15 protein-coding genes are annotated in these 14,548 nt (G+C 63.8%); 7 read left to right on the forward strand and 8 right to left on the reverse strand.

The window, feature by feature from the left end; genetic code table 11:
• Window positions 1-152: 152 nt before the first annotated feature.
• Both QRN45_RS19875 and QRN45_RS19880 read left to right on the forward strand, forming a co-directional pair.
• Window positions 153-1,037, forward strand: a complete 885-nt coding sequence (locus tag QRN45_RS19875) for an aldo/keto reductase (protein WP_284764421.1) — start codon at window positions 153-155, stop codon at window positions 1,035-1,037.
• Between the two features lie 37 nt (window positions 1,038-1,074).
• Window positions 1,075-2,103 (forward strand): aldo/keto reductase, encoded by a 1,029-nt coding sequence (locus tag QRN45_RS19880; protein WP_284764422.1) that lies wholly within the window; start codon window positions 1,075-1,077, stop codon window positions 2,101-2,103.
• A gap of 28 nt (window positions 2,104-2,131) precedes the next feature.
• Here QRN45_RS19880 and QRN45_RS19885 read toward each other — a convergent pair whose 3' ends face one another.
• Window positions 2,132-3,193, reverse strand: coding sequence for an NAD(P)/FAD-dependent oxidoreductase (locus tag QRN45_RS19885; RefSeq protein WP_284764424.1), 1,062 nt, complete (start codon window positions 3,191-3,193; stop codon window positions 2,132-2,134).
• 122 nt (window positions 3,194-3,315) lie between these two features.
• On the opposite strand from QRN45_RS19885, the gene QRN45_RS19890 reads away from it, so the two are divergent.
• Window positions 3,316-3,900, forward strand: coding sequence for a helix-turn-helix domain-containing protein (locus QRN45_RS19890; RefSeq protein ID WP_078105249.1), 585 nt, complete (start codon window positions 3,316-3,318; stop codon window positions 3,898-3,900).
• A gap of 66 nt (window positions 3,901-3,966) precedes the next feature.
• Here QRN45_RS19890 and QRN45_RS19895 read toward each other — a convergent pair whose 3' ends face one another.
• The 6 genes from QRN45_RS19895 to QRN45_RS19920 form a co-directional block, all read right to left on the reverse strand.
• On the reverse strand, window positions 3,967-4,785 hold the full coding sequence (locus QRN45_RS19895; RefSeq protein ID WP_241708432.1) for a class I SAM-dependent methyltransferase: 819 nt from the start codon (window positions 4,783-4,785) through the stop codon (window positions 3,967-3,969).
• Window positions 4,786-4,794: 9 nt separating this feature from the next.
• Window positions 4,795-6,333: a putative bifunctional diguanylate cyclase/phosphodiesterase gene (locus tag QRN45_RS19900; protein WP_241708431.1), complete on the reverse strand. Its 1,539-nt coding sequence runs from the start codon at window positions 6,331-6,333 to the stop codon at window positions 4,795-4,797.
• Between the two features lie 39 nt (window positions 6,334-6,372).
• Window positions 6,373-6,891, reverse strand: coding sequence for a DUF7793 family protein (locus QRN45_RS19905; protein WP_319801848.1), 519 nt, complete (start codon window positions 6,889-6,891; stop codon window positions 6,373-6,375).
• A gap of 13 nt (window positions 6,892-6,904) precedes the next feature.
• Window positions 6,905-7,843, reverse strand: a complete 939-nt coding sequence (locus tag QRN45_RS19910) for a 5'-3' exonuclease (protein ID WP_241708485.1) — start codon at window positions 7,841-7,843, stop codon at window positions 6,905-6,907.
• 377 nt (window positions 7,844-8,220) lie between these two features.
• Window positions 8,221-8,778: a pyridoxamine 5'-phosphate oxidase family protein gene (locus QRN45_RS19915; RefSeq protein WP_284764425.1), complete on the reverse strand. Its 558-nt coding sequence runs from the start codon at window positions 8,776-8,778 to the stop codon at window positions 8,221-8,223.
• 48 nt (window positions 8,779-8,826) lie between these two features.
• On the reverse strand, window positions 8,827-9,579 hold the full coding sequence (locus QRN45_RS19920; protein WP_241708429.1) for an AfsR/SARP family transcriptional regulator: 753 nt from the start codon (window positions 9,577-9,579) through the stop codon (window positions 8,827-8,829).
• Between the two features lie 64 nt (window positions 9,580-9,643).
• On the opposite strand from QRN45_RS19920, the gene QRN45_RS19925 reads away from it, so the two are divergent.
• The 3 genes from QRN45_RS19925 to QRN45_RS19935 all read left to right on the forward strand — a co-directional run bounded on the left by QRN45_RS19925 (window position 9,644) and on the right by QRN45_RS19935 (window position 11,806).
• Window positions 9,644-9,802 (forward strand): DUF1059 domain-containing protein, encoded by a 159-nt coding sequence (locus QRN45_RS19925; protein WP_241708428.1) that lies wholly within the window; start codon window positions 9,644-9,646, stop codon window positions 9,800-9,802.
• Between the two features lie 50 nt (window positions 9,803-9,852).
• Window positions 9,853-10,695 (forward strand): sulfurtransferase, encoded by an 843-nt coding sequence (locus QRN45_RS19930; protein WP_284764427.1) that lies wholly within the window; start codon window positions 9,853-9,855, stop codon window positions 10,693-10,695.
• A gap of 85 nt (window positions 10,696-10,780) precedes the next feature.
• Complete coding sequence (locus tag QRN45_RS19935; protein WP_284764428.1) at window positions 10,781-11,806, forward strand: NADPH:quinone reductase; 1,026 nt, start codon at window positions 10,781-10,783, stop codon at window positions 11,804-11,806.
• A 57-nt stretch (window positions 11,807-11,863) separates the two neighbouring features.
• On the opposite strand, the gene QRN45_RS19940 is transcribed toward QRN45_RS19935, so the two are convergent.
• Window positions 11,864-13,558: an APC family permease gene (locus tag QRN45_RS19940; RefSeq protein WP_241708425.1), complete on the reverse strand. Its 1,695-nt coding sequence runs from the start codon at window positions 13,556-13,558 to the stop codon at window positions 11,864-11,866.
• 252 nt (window positions 13,559-13,810) lie between these two features.
• Here QRN45_RS19940 and QRN45_RS19945 point away from each other — a divergent pair, with 252 nt between their 5' ends.
• Complete coding sequence (locus QRN45_RS19945) at window positions 13,811-14,518, forward strand: NADPH-dependent F420 reductase (RefSeq protein WP_284764429.1); 708 nt, start codon at window positions 13,811-13,813, stop codon at window positions 14,516-14,518.
• Window positions 14,519-14,548 lie beyond the last annotated feature (30 nt).

Here is a 14,548-nt window from a genome sequence, read left to right on the forward strand (position 1 = left end):
ATGACTCCCGCCCCGCACGGAATCACGGTTGCATGGAAAGCATGAAACCTGAACCTGCAACGGCTTCCCACCCTGCCGGACACCCACATCAAGGGGGTACTGACGTGCCCTTCCACAACCCCGCACAACTGCATACCGTGAAAGGCATGGACATGGAACTTACTCTCAATAACGGCGTCACAATGCCAGCGCTTGGCCTGGGTGTCTTCCAAAGCGCCCCGGAGCAAACGACGGCGGCCGTTGAGGCCGCACTGGCCGCCGGCTACCGGCACATCGACACTGCCGCCGCATACGGCAACGAGCGGGAAGTCGGCGAAGGCATCCGCCGCTCACGCCTCGATCGGGCAGAAGTGTTCATCGAGACCAAAGTCTGGGTCAGCGACTATGGCTACGACGAGGCGCTCCACGCCTGGGACAAAGCGACCGGCAAACTCGGCGTCGACTATCTGGACCTGCTCATCCTTCACCAGCCCGCCCCGGACCGGTTCGAAAAAACCATCGCAGCGTACAAGGCACTGGAGGCCCTGCTCGCCGACGGGCGGGTGCGGGCGATCGGCGTCAGCAACTTCATGCCGCACCACCTGGAGCAACTGCTCGGCTCGACCGACGTCGTCCCAGCGGTGAACCAGGTCGAACTTCACCCCTACTTTACCCAGCCGGCAGTCCAAGGCGCCGACGCCGAACACGGCATCCTCACCCAGGCCTGGTCGCCGATCGGAGGGATCACCTTCTACCCAGGATGGGGTGGCCAGGAGCGGCGGAACGTCATGGAAGACCCCGCGATTGCAGCCATCGCACGGACTCACGGCAAGAGTCCGGCCCAGGTCATGCTCCGCTGGCACCTGCAGCAAGGCCGCTCCGCCATCCCGAAATCGACCAACCCGGCACGCATCGCCGAGAACTTCGACGTCTTTGGTTTCGAACTCAGTGCGGCCGAACTCGCCGCCATCGACGCGCTCGACACCGGCAACCGCAGCGGTCCGGACCCGGACGAAGCCCGCGAGGAGCGTTTCGCCATGGTCATCTCCGAAGCCTGAGACAGCCAGAAGCTTTAGACAGAGAGAAGGAACCACCATGGAGTACCGATCCCTTGGCCGCACAGGCGTGCAGCTCAGCCCCTTATGCCTTGGCGCGATGATGTTCGGCCCCTGGGGCAACAACGACACCGCCGACTCCACCCGCATCATCCACCGGGCCCTCGACGCCGGCATCAACGTCATCGACACCGCAGACGTCTACTCCGGCGGAGCATCCGAGGAAATCGTCGGGCAGGCACTGGACGGCCGACGCGAGGACGTCTTCCTGGCCACGAAGTTCTACATGCCGATGAACGAAGACGATCCCAACCAGCGCGGCGGCTCCCGCCGCTGGATCATCCGGGCGGTCGAAGACTCCCTTCGCCGCCTGGACACCGACTACATCGACCTCTACCAGGTCCACCGGCCCAGCCCCGACACCGACGTCGAAGAAACCCTCGGCGCCCTCACCGACCTCGTCCGCCAAGGCAAAGTCCGCTACATCGGCTCCTCCTCCTACTCCGGATCCCAGATCGTCGAAGCCCAGTGGGCATCCCGGGAACGGAACCTGGAGCGGTTCGTCACCGAACAGCCGCCGTATTCGATCCTGGTCCGCGGCATCGAAGAAGACATCCTCCCCACGGTCCAACGACACGGCATGGGCACCCTCACCTACAGCCCGCTCAGCGGCGGCTGGCTCTCCGGGCGCTGGCGCAAAGACTCCGCGTCCGCACCCACCTCTGCAGCCCGTCCGGGCGCCCGGTTCGACATGAGCAGCCCGGCCAACCAGCGAAAGCTCGACGTCGTCGAAGACTTGGCCCAGCTCGCCGAACAAACCGGTATGACGCTCATCGAGCTGGCCATCGCGTTCGTGATCAACCACCCCGGCGTCACGGCCGCCATCGTCGGACCACGCACCATGGAACAGCTCGAGTCCTACCTGCCCGCCGCGGACATCACCCTGAGCACAGACGTACTGGAGCGCATCGACCAGCTCGTCGCACCAGGAGTCACCGTCAACCCCGACGACAACAGCTACGGAGCCCACGAACTCACGCCGCAGGCCCGACGACGGCGGCAGCCGTGACGGCGAGGGGGGTGCGCCGCGATTCCCCTCATTCTTTGAGGGCGGCCCCGTGATGCATGCCGGCGGCTTCCTGCCCGTCGTCAAGGCCATGGGGCCGATGACCCAACACGATCGTGGAAACGTCGGCTTCCGAGGCCGCGGAGAAGGGACCGAGCCGCCCCTCGACAGCCCACCGGGTTTCCTCTTCTATCAAATCGGCGTTGATCCGTGCACCGGTCATGACGCCCTCGGCCGCCGCGGTGATCACCTGGGCCATCACATTGGAGACATTGCCCGCTGCGTACACACCCTGGACGGCCGTCGCACCCGTGGCATCCGCCTCGATAAACCGCCCCATCCCCATGGGGTGCGCCTGAGTACTCAGCCCGAGTGATTGCAGGACTGCGGACCTGGCCTCCATCCGAGTGCCGACAGCGAGGGCCTGCATGTCGAAGGAGGAGCCCTGGCGGAGCGTGAGGCCCGCGAGGACTCCGTCGACAGCGTCAACAGAGGCCACGGCGCCGTCGATGACCCTCACGGACCGGGCGCCGAGCTTGTCCCATTCCTCGTCAGTGGGCTCCACCGTGTCATTGAGGAAAAGGGTGATGTCCGGAGACCACTGCCTGAACAACAGTGCCTGATGGACGGACATCGGACCGGTGCCCAGCACTCCAATCCGTTTCCCGCGGATTTCCCAGCCATGGCAGTAAGGACAGTGCACAACGCCCTTTCCCCATTGCTCACGCAGTCCGTCGATGGGAGGCAGTCCGTCGGTCAATCCGGTGGCGACGAGGAGGCGCCTGCCGGAGAACCGGCGGCCATCTCCGAGCATCACTTCGAATACATCCGTGGTGCGCCGTGCCGAAACGGCTTCGCCGTCAATGACGGTTCCCCCGTAGGAGACTACTTCATTGCGTCCGATGGACAGCAGCTCCGACGGGCTCATACCGTCCCGTGACAGATAACCGTGCACGCCCGCTGCGGGCGCGTTACGGGGTGCTCCGGAATCGATGACCAGCACCGAGCGCAGCGCGCGGCTCAGCGTCGTTGCCGCGCTGAGGCCCGCAGCGCCGCCCCCGATGATCACAACGTCATACCGCGCGGTGTCCATACTGATGTGCCCTTCGTTTGTCCTGAAAGTCCGCCGCCAGCGTCCTGCAGCGGTTACAAACCAGCTTTCACCTCACGAGAGGAAACTGGCAAACAACTTTGCTGATATGGCAAACTGCAGAGATGGCAAATGAGCTTGATGATGTTCTTGGAGCTGTCGGTCCCCGGCTTCGGGCACTCCGTACGGAAAGGGATCTCACCCTCGGAGAGGTATCCACCGCCTCCGGAGTATCGGTCAGCACCCTGTCCCGGCTGGAATCCGGCCAACGCAGGCCAAACCTAGACATCCTGCTGCCCCTGGCACGGTTGTACGGTGTTCCCCTTGACGATCTGGTCGGCGCCCCGCCCACCGGGGACCCGAGAATTCACCTGAGGCCGATCACCCATGGCGGCATGACGGCCGTTCCCCTCACCCGCCGCCCCGGCGGTCTGCAGGCCTTCAAGATGGTGCTCGCCGGTGATGCCCGCGGAGCCGAACCCGATCCGCGCGTTCACGAAGGCTACGAATGGCTTTACATCCTCAACGGACGGCTGCGCCTGGTGCTGGGCGACAAAGACTTCGAACTCCGCGCTGGCGAAGCCGCGGAATTCGACACCCGCACACCGCACTGGTTCGCCAGCGCCGACGGTAAACCCGTCGAATTCATCAGCCTGTTCGGGCAGCAGGGCGAGCGGATGCACGTACGCGCCCGTCCCAAGCCCTCATAGCCTGACGATAGTGCCGGGCCCCATCCTCATCACTTCGGCGTTCCCCGCGTTGCGCACACGGTGCAGCTACACCGGTTTGTGATCGGTACCCGAATCTTCCGCGCCCGACAGGAGTGCGTAATATCCCGGAACCCACTGCGGAAGACCGCTGGCGTTCATCGGGACCACTTCGATGTTGACCGGGCCGTCCGCAATCAATCGCCAGTCCGAGTGCGAAAAGACGCGCTGGCGTTCCGCGGAACCGAAATGCCCGGGCCGTGGAAGGTTTTCCAAGGCGCGCCGCAGCTGCACGGGCATGCTTTGCCGGGTGGCGCCGAGTTCGGTCAGGTAACCGAGGCTGTTTCCACGGAAGTTGGTTTCAGCCAGCAACAACCTGCCCCTGTTCCCGATGACGGTCCGCAGGTTGGCGGCCATGGCAGCCTGCTTGCCGGGTTTCAGGACGTGGAAGACCCCGCGGACAAAGACGTTGGCGGGCCCCAGCCGCTCCAGCAAGAGCTCTCCGGCCCCTGCCCCCGCCGCATCCAGAACCATGAAATCGGCGTTTTGGACGCCTTCTGCTTCCCTGCTGGCCATCTCGATCGCCCCCTTGGATACGTCGATTCCCAGGACCCGGGGAAACATGCCTGCAAGCCAGCGGGTGTGCGTGCCGTTGCCGCACCCGACGTCAACCACCGGAAGATCCGGATCAAAATGAGCCCCAATCGCGTCGGAGTACTGACCATGCTCGGCCGTGGAACCGGAGTCCCACAGCACGTCCCCGGAACGCCCAGTGGTGCGGATTCCACGCCAGTATCCTTCCCACGCTGTGTCCGGATTTCTGGGTGCCCGGGAAGCAAGGCGGACAACTGTGGGGACAAGCAGCATCTGGTCCCAAAGCTTTGACATGCGCTAACTCTACAGACGCCGTGCGGGCCGGCGGAGCTGATCCGGTATTTCCACGGGAGGTACCGGATATCCATAGAAGTACCCCTGCCCATAGAGGCAACCCATGGCCCCCAGCTGCGCCGCCTGTTCGGCGGTTTCGATGCCTTCCACGGTGGCGTTGAGCCCCGCAGCGAAAATCAGCTGCAGAATCGCAGAGACAAACTTTTGCTGCCGTGGATCCGACTCCATGCCCTTGATGAGGGACTGATCGACCTTCACAGTGTCCGCCGGAAGCGACCTGAGGTAGCTGATGGACGAATAGCCCGTGCCGAAGTCGTCAATTTGCAGCCCCACACCCAGCTCCCGGAGTCCGCTGAGGACCTGTTCTTGTCCGGTCTCACGGGCCATCAGCACGGTCTCGGTGATCTCCAAGACCAAACGCCGCGGCTCCACGGCGTACCGTGCCAGCGTGTCCCTGATGTCGTCCAGCAGGTCTGTCCGAAGCAATTCCGCGGCAGAAAGATTGATGTGCAGGCAATAGTCTGGCAGGTCCGGATCTGTTTGGCTCCAGCGCACCATTTGGGCAATACCTTCATGCAGCACCCACCGTCCCAGCTCAAAGATCAAGCCGGTTTCTTCTGCGATGCCAATGAAGCTGCCCGGCATGATGGTTCCGCGGACAGGGTGGTGCCATCGGACGAGGGCTTCGACGCCGATGACACGGCCGGAGGCCAATTCGACCACCGGTTGATACAGCAGCGCCAGCTCCCCTCCGGCAACAGCGGTGCGTAGCTCGGCGGTTATTCGCGACCGTTCCTGAACGGCGTCGAGCATGTCGGGGTGGAAGAGCTGAACATTGTTGCGGCCCCGCGCCTTGGCCTGATACATCGCAATATCGGCATCGCGCATCAGCTCCTCAGCCCGACACCCCGGAGTACCGATGCACACGCCGATGCTTGCCATCGCCCACACCGTTTCCATCCCGATGCACATGCTGTCCTGCAGGTACTCCGATGCGCGGTGCGCAATTCGAAGAATCTCAGCTTCCGTGGCTGCGGCAATGAGGATGGCAAACTCATCCCCGCCCAGGCGGGCCACCGTGTCCGTCGCCCTGACGGCGGAGCGGAGGCGCTTGGCAACTTCCACCAACACGGCGTCACCGGCGCTGTGGCCCAGAATGTCGTTGATGGCTTTGAAGGAGTCCAGATCCAGGAGCAATACGGCCGGAGCTTTTCCGCCGTTCGCGCTGGACCTGACCGCTTCCTGGATCCGCTCGGTGAGCAGCGTCCTGTTTGCAAGACCGGTGAGGGCATCCGTCTTGGCCATCTGTTCCAGCTCGACCTGTGTTCGCCGCAACATGGCCGTGCGGGCGGCCACCCGCTGTTCCAGATCCGCATGGATGTGGCCCAGTTCCTCCGCAAGCAGGTTGACGCCGGTGATGACAGCATCAATGTCGTCACGATGCGACGAAGGTTCAATGCGTGCTTCCAGGTCACCCGCGGCCAATCGGACAACGCCATCAACCAGCAGCTGCAGGCGCGGGTCCTCAACGCTCTTTTTCGAGCTCATGCGATCCCGGCGTGCAGAAGCCGGAAGCACATCCGCGGCTCACGCACCCGCATCAAGCCAGTCCATGGCCTCACTGCGCGACGTGAAGAAACGAGTCGGGCAAGGCGGGACGTGCACTCCGAGGAAGAAGTTCGCGAGGACCCGGTCCACGGGCGACGTGCCCAACAAAGCTATGCGCGACGCGCCGCAGGGAATAGACCACACGCCCCTGGCCTCCCGGCTTACGGAAGCGACTGCTGCCATGTCGACAAGCATTGGATGCTGCTCCTGCTGGCATAGCTCATTGACTTTCGCCATGGCTTCGCGGGCGTCGTCAACCTGGATGGCGACCCCGGGCGCCCAACGCAAGTGGAGAAGTCCGTCGGCCCTCAAGACGACACTGGACTTTTCACCGTCCGCTGTTTCCGGTACCACGCTCACGTCCTCCCCCGGGCAGCCGCCGATCTCTTCGGCAACTCCCAAAAAGTAATCCGGCTTCCCGGCTTCCCTTGAAACGACGCCGGGGGCCGAGCTTTCGCCAACCCCGCCAGCGTAGCTTTCCCGCGCGTTTGTCCTCAAGCCCCTCCCCCGCTCACAGGCAGAGTTCGAGAGCGTCGAGCAATCGCTTCATCGAGCCGCCGAGGTTCCAGTCCGTAGCCAGACGCTCAAGTTCGCGGCGCGAGTCGTCGTCGACCGGGCGCAACCGCGCTCCCGCCTCCTCAAGGGTGGGCAGTGCGAGGTCGCGCACGACGTTCACAACAACGGGCGCGACCGCCAGATAGTCTGCGGACGCGGCGAGTTTGGACCGCACCGACGCCGCCAATCCGCTGCCGGGATCCGCCGCTGCAGCGAGCAACGCGTCGAGCGTGCCGTATGCCGCCAGCAACGACGCCGCTGTCTTTTCGCCAATCCCGGCCACGCCCGGCAGCCCATCGGAGGCGTCGCCGCGCAGCGTCGCGAAATCGGCGTACTGCTCGGGCAGCACGCGATATTTGCCGACGACGACGGCGTCGGTCACGATCTCGAGGTTCTTCATGCCTCTCGCCGTGTAGATGACGCGCACCTCGCCGGCGTCGTCGACCACTTGGAACAGATCGCGGTCTCCCGTCACGACGTCGACAGGAAGCTTCGCGTGGCTCGCATAGGTGCCGATGACGTCGTCGGCTTCATGTCCCGCGGCCCCGACGACGGCGATGCCCGCGAGGCCGAGCACCCGCCGGATCATCGGAACCTGCACCTGCAGCGCGTCCGGCACCACTTCGACGTCGGGAGCGCCCTCTACCGCCTCCGCGACACGATGCGACTTGTACGTCGGGATGAGGTCCACCCGCCACTGTGGACGCCAGTCATCGTCCCAGCACGCCACCAGATGCGTCGCCCCATAATCGGTGGTAAGCCTCGCGATCATGTCGAGCAGGCCGCGAACGGCGTTCACCGGCGTACCGTCGGCCCGGCGGATCGAATCGGGTACGCCGAAGAAGGCCCGAAAGTACAGAGAGGCCGTATCGAGGAGCATGAGGCGGTGAGGCATAACCGATCCTTGCATCAACAAACCCGATCCGGCGATCCGCCCCGCCGCCTGCCCCCTGAAACGTGTTGCAGCCAGACCGGAATTGCCCTTGCCGTTGCCGCCGTCCGGGAAGGTAATGGTGGTGGAGAACGCGCCCGTGCCGTCGGCATTGACGCTGAAGCTCGGCGGAGCGGGCCACCCTCCATCCGAAGCCTTCTTGCCGCCGGTCCGTTGGAAGGTGATGTTGATGGTTTCGCCGGCAATGTAGCCGCTTCCGGAGAAAGTAATGGATTCGCCGCGGGCTACGGTGCCGTCGGAAACGGTTCCGTACCCATTGCCCGGAGCCGGGTAGGTGGTCGCTGCCACGGCCGGAGGGGCGCCAGCCCGTGCGGGTGAACCTACGGTCCATCAGAGAGAGGGAATCCAGGCAGACCGTCGATGCTCCGAGCGTTCCTTTCGGCGCGGTAGGCAGACATGCCCTCCACGCCCTTTTTCTCTGCCTGGAGACGGAGAAGGTCGCGCTCTCCGGTCATCTCCATGACGGGAACGCCCCATCCGCATGAGTCGCTGACGCGTGTGACATCCACAGAGATGACCGCCCTGGTGCTCGGGTGGTGCGGATGGAGTGCCACCACCTCTTCGAATACAGCATCTCCCGGAAGGGACACTGAGCCGCGGCCGTGCAGGCGAACGATTCGGGGCCGGGGGCCAAACGAATTGAACATGAGGCACACGCGGCCGTTCTCCCGGATGTGCGCGATGGTCTCGACGCCGCTGCCGGTGTAGTCGACCCAAGCGACGCGATGGGAATCCAGGACTGAGAACGAGTCGTGGCCGCGGGGGGACATATTCACATGCCCGTCTGCTCCGAGGGGCGCGGTTGCGACAAACCACATGGGCTGTTCCTCGATCCACGCCTTCAGCTTCTCATCTATGGAATCAAATATTTGGGCCACGACCTGAGCTTAGTGGAACGGGATGCGGACCCCGCGCTTCGTCAAGGATCAGGTCCGCTCGAGGAGCTGCTGGTAAAGCGCACGGGTACCCGGGCCGGGCGAGACACCTAGCTGGTCGCGAAGAAGATCGGACAGCCGGCCGTACACGGCCAGCGCCTCGGCCAGATTGTCCTGGGCGGCAAGAGCCTTCATCAGGAAGCGATGCCCGCTTTCGCGCAAAGGATCCAAGGCGATCAGCCGGCGGCCGGCACGGAGCGCTCCGGCAAGTTCCGCGCCGCCGAGCCCGAGCTCGGCGGCGGCGTAGCATTCCAGGGCCCGCAGGCGGATCTCGACGAGTTGGTTCCGGGTCTGATCGATCCAATCCGCGTCCTCCCCCGGCAGGAATCCACGTTCGGAGACGAACAGGGCCAGCAGAACCGGTCCCCAAGCCCGGGCCCAATCCTGCTGGGCCACCGCAGACTCTGCCCGGTGGATGGCGTCCACCGCAGCTTCGAGGTCAATCCATGCGTCCGGGAGATGCAGTTGTACAGTGACGCGCCCATCCACTGTCTCCGGACCGAAGACATGGCGAATCTTTGAGAGCAACGGATTCAGGCGCGCGTCGATCCCGGCTGAATCGGGAGAGTTCCACAGCGCCTCGGCGAGTTCCTCGCGGGGCACCTGCCGGTGCCGGTTGACGACAAGATAGGTGAACATCAGGCGCCCTTGACGACCCGGCAGGCCGTGATCAAGCCTGACACCGTCCCGCTCTATGACCAGTGGCCCGCAGATCTGGAGACGCAGCGTTGACTGCACGCTCATGACACCATGATCTCATGCGCCCTCGTCGCTCCGGAGAGGGCCCGGCAATGTTTGGGAGGTCGTCATGGCGAAGCTCATCCGATGCGAATGTGGGTTCGTCGTCCGCGGCGATACGGATGAGGAAGTGATCGGAGCGATCCGCGGCCACCTGGCCAGGGACCACCCGGCCCTCCTCCAAGCCGTCAGCCGCGAGGATCTGCTCGGGTGGATCCAAGTGGAGTAGGCGGACGCCCGACGCCAATGTAGCGCCAACTTTGAGCCAATATTGGGCCAATGACAAGCGCGCAGAATGTGGACATGCTCATCGAACCCATCTGGCTGGCAAATCACCTCTACGATCCTGCGGTCCGCGTCGTCGAGGTTGATGTTTCCGCGACCGCCTACGACCAATGGCATATCGACGGCGCCGTCCTGTGGAACATCTACGCCGACCTGAAAGACGAACGGTACCGCCCGATCGACGGGGACGCGTTCGAACGGCTGTTGGTCCGCTCCGGCATCGGGCCAGGGTCGACGGTCGTATGCTACGGCTACGCTCCGGCGCTCGGCTACTGGTTGCTCAAGTCGTACGGGCACGCCGACGTCGGCATCCTGAACTGCTCCCGCGACGCCTGGCGCGCCCAAGGACATCCCTACGGCACGTCCTCGATCCCTGTGGCAGAGGCTCCGTACCGGCTCGCCGAACGGGACCAGCGGCTGTTCGTGGACATGCGCGCCGTGCGGCAGGCCATCGGCCGCCCTGGAACGGCGATTCTGGATGTCCGTTCCGAGGCCGAATTCGTCGGCGAACGGTTCTGGCCCTCCGGCGGAATGGAGCCGGGAGGGCGCGCCGGCCACGTCCCAACGGCCGTCCACCGGCCGTTCGGTGATCTCTACGACCAGAACGGCGCCTTCCTCCCGATTGACGACCTGCGTCAGGCGATGCGCGTGTCCGAGCTCAACGACCAAGACGAGCTGATCACTTACTGCACCGTCGGGGGCCGCGCGGCCACCGCTTGGTACGTTCTCACCGAAATTCTCGGACACCACGGTGTCCGGGTTTACGACGGATCATGGGCCGAATGGGGTCTGTGCCCCGACACCCCGGTCGAGGCACCGCACGCTTCAGCGCGCTAGTGCTGCAAAAGCGCTCACCGCGAGCCGGAATCCGGAGAATAATGGCGGAAGGAGACCAAATAGGTCCGAAAGACTAGGAGCAACGGTGAAAGCCATCGTGTACGAAAGGACCGGGCCGTCGTCGGTCCTGGCTCTGCAAGACAAGCCACTGACCTCACCGGGACCGGGCCAGGTCAGGGTCCGGGTGGTGGTGTCCGGAGTCAATCCCACAGACTGGAAGTCCCGGGCCGGCAGCGGGACCGGAAACAAGTTGAAGGAACCAAAGGTGCCCAACCAGGATGGCGCCGGCGTGATCGACGAGCTCGGGCCCGGAGTAACGGGATTGTCCATCGGAGATCGCGTGTGGCTCTGGGACGTTGCGTGGGGCGGCAATGAGGGCACAGCCCAGGAATATGTGGTGGTGCCGGCGGCGCAGGCCGTCACACTTCCGGACACGGAATCCTTCGATACTGGCGCATCCCTGGGAATCCCGGCGTTGACCGCACACCGTGCGCTGACAGCCAATCAAAACGGACCGGCCAGGCTCTCCCCTGGATCTTTGGAAGGGAGCGTGGTGCTTGTCACGGGAGGCGCGGGCGCCGTCGGGCACGCGGCCATTCAGCTCGCCCGCTGGGCGGGGGCGACGGTTATCACGACCGTGAGCGGGGAGGAGAAAGGTGAACTTGCCCGTCAGGCGGGTGCGCACTGTGTGATCAACTATCGCACTGCCGACGTCGCGCAGACCGTGTATCAAGCAGCCCCCGGAGGCGTTGATACGATCGTCCACGTCAATGCTCCGGTGAACATCGGCACTGACCTCGAGGTGCTGAAGCCCGGGGGAACCATTTCCATTTATGCTGCTGCACCCGGTGAATCCTTGGCCATTCCCATTCGCGAGAGTATGGCCAAAAACGTTCAATACCAGTTCGTCCTCACGTACACCGTTGCCGATCAGCAAAAGAAGGCGGCCGTTGCGGCCGTCACCGATGCACTAACCGCAGGGGCATTACGTGTCGGCCACGAACACGGGCTCCCGTTAGTCCGCTTTCCGCTTGAGGAAACCGCGGCAGCCCACGACGCCGTCGAGCAAGGCTCCGTCGGAAAGATCCTGATCGACGTGTCCGATTCTTGAGTGAACCCCTCCGGGTGACGGCCGCGACCAAGCGCTTGACGACAGAACCGGGGCGAATCACCCCTTATCTGAGGGGTTCGATGTTCCCGTCACCTTGGGCGTGAGCGGAAGGTCGATGGATCCGAATTCAAATTCGTCTTCCTCCACTGCGGCCGCAATATCGTCGGGCTTCATCGCGAGGCTGACCGCGTAGTAGAACATGATGAGGCTGAAGACAACCACGAAGAGAATGTCGATCCACTCAGGCAGGACGTTAAGCGATCCACTTCCGTAGCGGCCCAGGAGCCCGATCACAAGGATGCCGATCAGCCACGGCCAGATCCAGGATGCGGCACGCCAGTCGATGTCGCGGCGTTGCTGCAGGGACTTGGAGCGGCGGAGCGCAATTTCGAAAATGATGCGGCCCAGGAGAATCGCTGTCAGCAGCTTCCATATCGCCTCGAACCCGGACCAATAAATGATCAGGTTGGCGGCCACGAACCCAAACGGAGTCAGGATCGACGGCCATGGAACCCGGTACGGGTGTTCGCGCCCGGAGTGCTGGCGGACAAGCGCACCCAGTGAAACCGGAGCGAACGCGTACATGATGGCCGTAGCATCGGTGACCAACCCGACCAGGGACTGCCAACTGGGGAACGGCAACAGGGCGATCATTCCCACCACGAAGGACAGCAGGATGGATCCGAACGGAACGCCCCGCTTGCTGACCTTGGTGAGCGAGCCAGGCAAGGCGTCGTCCTCGCCGAGCGCGTAGGAAATCCGTGCGGAGGTTCCGACGTAGACCAAGCCTGTGCCGGCTGGAGAGATGACAGCGTCGATCAGAAGAACGGTGGCCAGCCATCCCGCTCCTGCGGCAATGGCCAGCTCGTAGTAAGGACCGAATGAACCGGCTCCCACCGGGTTCTTCCAATCATGAGCGATGTCACCAGGGTTGAGGGCCCCGATGAACGCCACCTCCAGAAGGATGTAGATCGCCGCGCCGACGAACATCGCGATGATGATCGCCCGCGCAACATCCTTCTTGGGGTTGCGGGCTTCGCCTGCCATCTGGGCGGCCTGTTCGAACCCCTGAAGCGCAAACACCACCCCGAGCGGAAGTGCGGCGAAAATCCCGTGAATGCCGTTCGGCGCGAAGCCACCCGCCCCCTGGCTGAAGTTCCCCGGGTGGAAGGTCAGGATGATGAGCACAACTATCGTGAGGACCGGAACCGCCGTCTTCCAGATCACCAGAATGATGTTGCTGTCCGAGAGCCACTTCGCGCCCAAGAGATTGACTACCGTGAAGAGTGCCAGCGAGAGAACTGCGATGAGCAACCCGATGGGAGTCAGTGTGGAGTCAGGGTTCACCATTTTGATGCCCGAAGCCCACGGTGCGCTGGCAAGATAGGTGATGCTCCCCTCTACCTCGATGGGAGCGATCGTGACCGCCTGAAGGTATCCGGCCCATCCCGCGGTGAATCCGGCAAGGGCACCGAATGCGTAGTGCGGGTACCGCGCCGTGCCACCGGCCACCGGATAGGCCGCCCCCAGATCGGCATGAATGAGGGCCAGAACCACCAGCAGGACCGCCGCGAGCAACCAGGAAATGATCGACGCCGGACCTGCAGTCTGCGCCGCACCGAGGGCACCCAGCAACCAGCCCGACCCAATGATCGAACCGAGGGAAACAAACAGCAATCCCCAGAACCCGACCACCCTTTTCAGGGCATGCAACCGCCCCTCGCCGGGCCTGACGACAACCTCACTTGCCATACAAACCACTCCCTCGGAGGGTCGCATACAGTCATGATCCTTTGACGATAGCGACGCCGCCGCGAACTGGAAAGAGGCACCGCGAGGAAACTCGCTAAAGTGCTCGGGAAATTTCCGGAGGGACTCTGAGCTGGGGAAAAGCCGGGCGGTCGGAGCGAGCCCCGAGCCGGGTTCCCGGCAGCGCGCCACTCCTGCGTGCCACGGAAGCCACACTCCCCCTGAACCTTCGTCCACTGTTGCCTTGCATCCAGTTTGACAGACGGATCGTTCCGTCACAAACTGTTTGAGAACGATCCATCACATCGGACCGACGCCCTACTTACTCAGCGGAACAAGGAGGAATCCGAGATGAACGGCATTCGCGTAGCGGTCATCGGCACCGGAATTATCGGCAGGACACTCGCCGCCCGACTCGCCGAAGCAGGCCACACGGCCACCATCGGTACTCGCAACCCGGGCCGGGACGGCCTGGAGGACGCCCGCCACACGGGAGCCCGCGTTACGAGTATTGAGGAAGCCATCGACTCCTCCGAGGCCGTCGTGTGGGCGATCAACGGCGCCGCCATGGTCGAAGCCATCCCCGCCTACGGCCGGCAACTGGCGGACAAGGTGGTTATCGACGCCACCAACAACATCGGCGCCCCGACCATGAACAGCCTTGATTTGATCGCCGAACACGCCCCCACCGCCCCGGCGTACCGAGCGTTCAACAGCCTGGGTTGGGAAAATTTCGAGGATCCTTGCTACGGTGAAGAAACGGGCGACCTCCTCTACAGCGGGCCCTCGGGCCCCTCCCAAGCCGTCGCCGAAGCCCTCATCGCGGCCACCGGGCTGCGCCCGATCCGGGTCGGGGACAACGACAAAGCGAAAATCGTCGACGACTTCGTCACCCTCTGGTTCACCCTTGCCTTCGAAGCCGGGTTCGGCCGCAACCTCGGATTCAAAATCCTCACCCGCTGACCATTCCTGCAGTCACATCCCGCAGTCGGT

It is taken from the genome of Arthrobacter sp. efr-133-R2A-63 (genome assembly GCF_030209795.1).
GTDB lineage: Bacteria > Actinomycetota > Actinomycetes > Actinomycetales > Micrococcaceae > Arthrobacter > Arthrobacter bambusae_A.

What these genes read in the sequence shown, in the direction of transcription:
- QRN45_RS19875 (WP_284764421.1), top strand. Translation starts at nt 153, where the DNA reads ATGGAACTTACTCTCAATAACGGCGTCACAATGCCAGCGCTTGGCCTG.
- QRN45_RS19880 (WP_284764422.1), top strand. Translation starts at nt 1,075, where the DNA reads ATGGAGTACCGATCCCTTGGCCGCACAGGCGTGCAGCTCAGCCCCTTA.
- QRN45_RS19885 (WP_284764424.1), bottom strand. Translation starts at nt 3,193, where the DNA reads ATGGACACCGCGCGGTATGACGTTGTGATCATCGGGGGCGGCGCTGCG.
- QRN45_RS19890 (WP_078105249.1), top strand. Translation starts at nt 3,316, where the DNA reads ATGGCAAATGAGCTTGATGATGTTCTTGGAGCTGTCGGTCCCCGGCTT.
- QRN45_RS19895 (WP_241708432.1), bottom strand. Translation starts at nt 4,785, where the DNA reads ATGTCAAAGCTTTGGGACCAGATGCTGCTTGTCCCCACAGTTGTCCGC.
- QRN45_RS19900 (WP_241708431.1), bottom strand. Translation starts at nt 6,333, where the DNA reads ATGAGCTCGAAAAAGAGCGTTGAGGACCCGCGCCTGCAGCTGCTGGTT.
- QRN45_RS19910 (WP_241708485.1), bottom strand. Translation starts at nt 7,843, where the DNA reads ATGCCTCACCGCCTCATGCTCCTCGATACGGCCTCTCTGTACTTTCGG.
- QRN45_RS19920 (WP_241708429.1), bottom strand. Translation starts at nt 9,579, where the DNA reads ATGAGCGTGCAGTCAACGCTGCGTCTCCAGATCTGCGGGCCACTGGTC.
- QRN45_RS19925 (WP_241708428.1), top strand. Translation starts at nt 9,644, where the DNA reads ATGGCGAAGCTCATCCGATGCGAATGTGGGTTCGTCGTCCGCGGCGAT.
- QRN45_RS19930 (WP_284764427.1), top strand. Translation starts at nt 9,853, where the DNA reads ATGACAAGCGCGCAGAATGTGGACATGCTCATCGAACCCATCTGGCTG.
- QRN45_RS19940 (WP_241708425.1), bottom strand. Translation starts at nt 13,558, where the DNA reads ATGGCAAGTGAGGTTGTCGTCAGGCCCGGCGAGGGGCGGTTGCATGCC.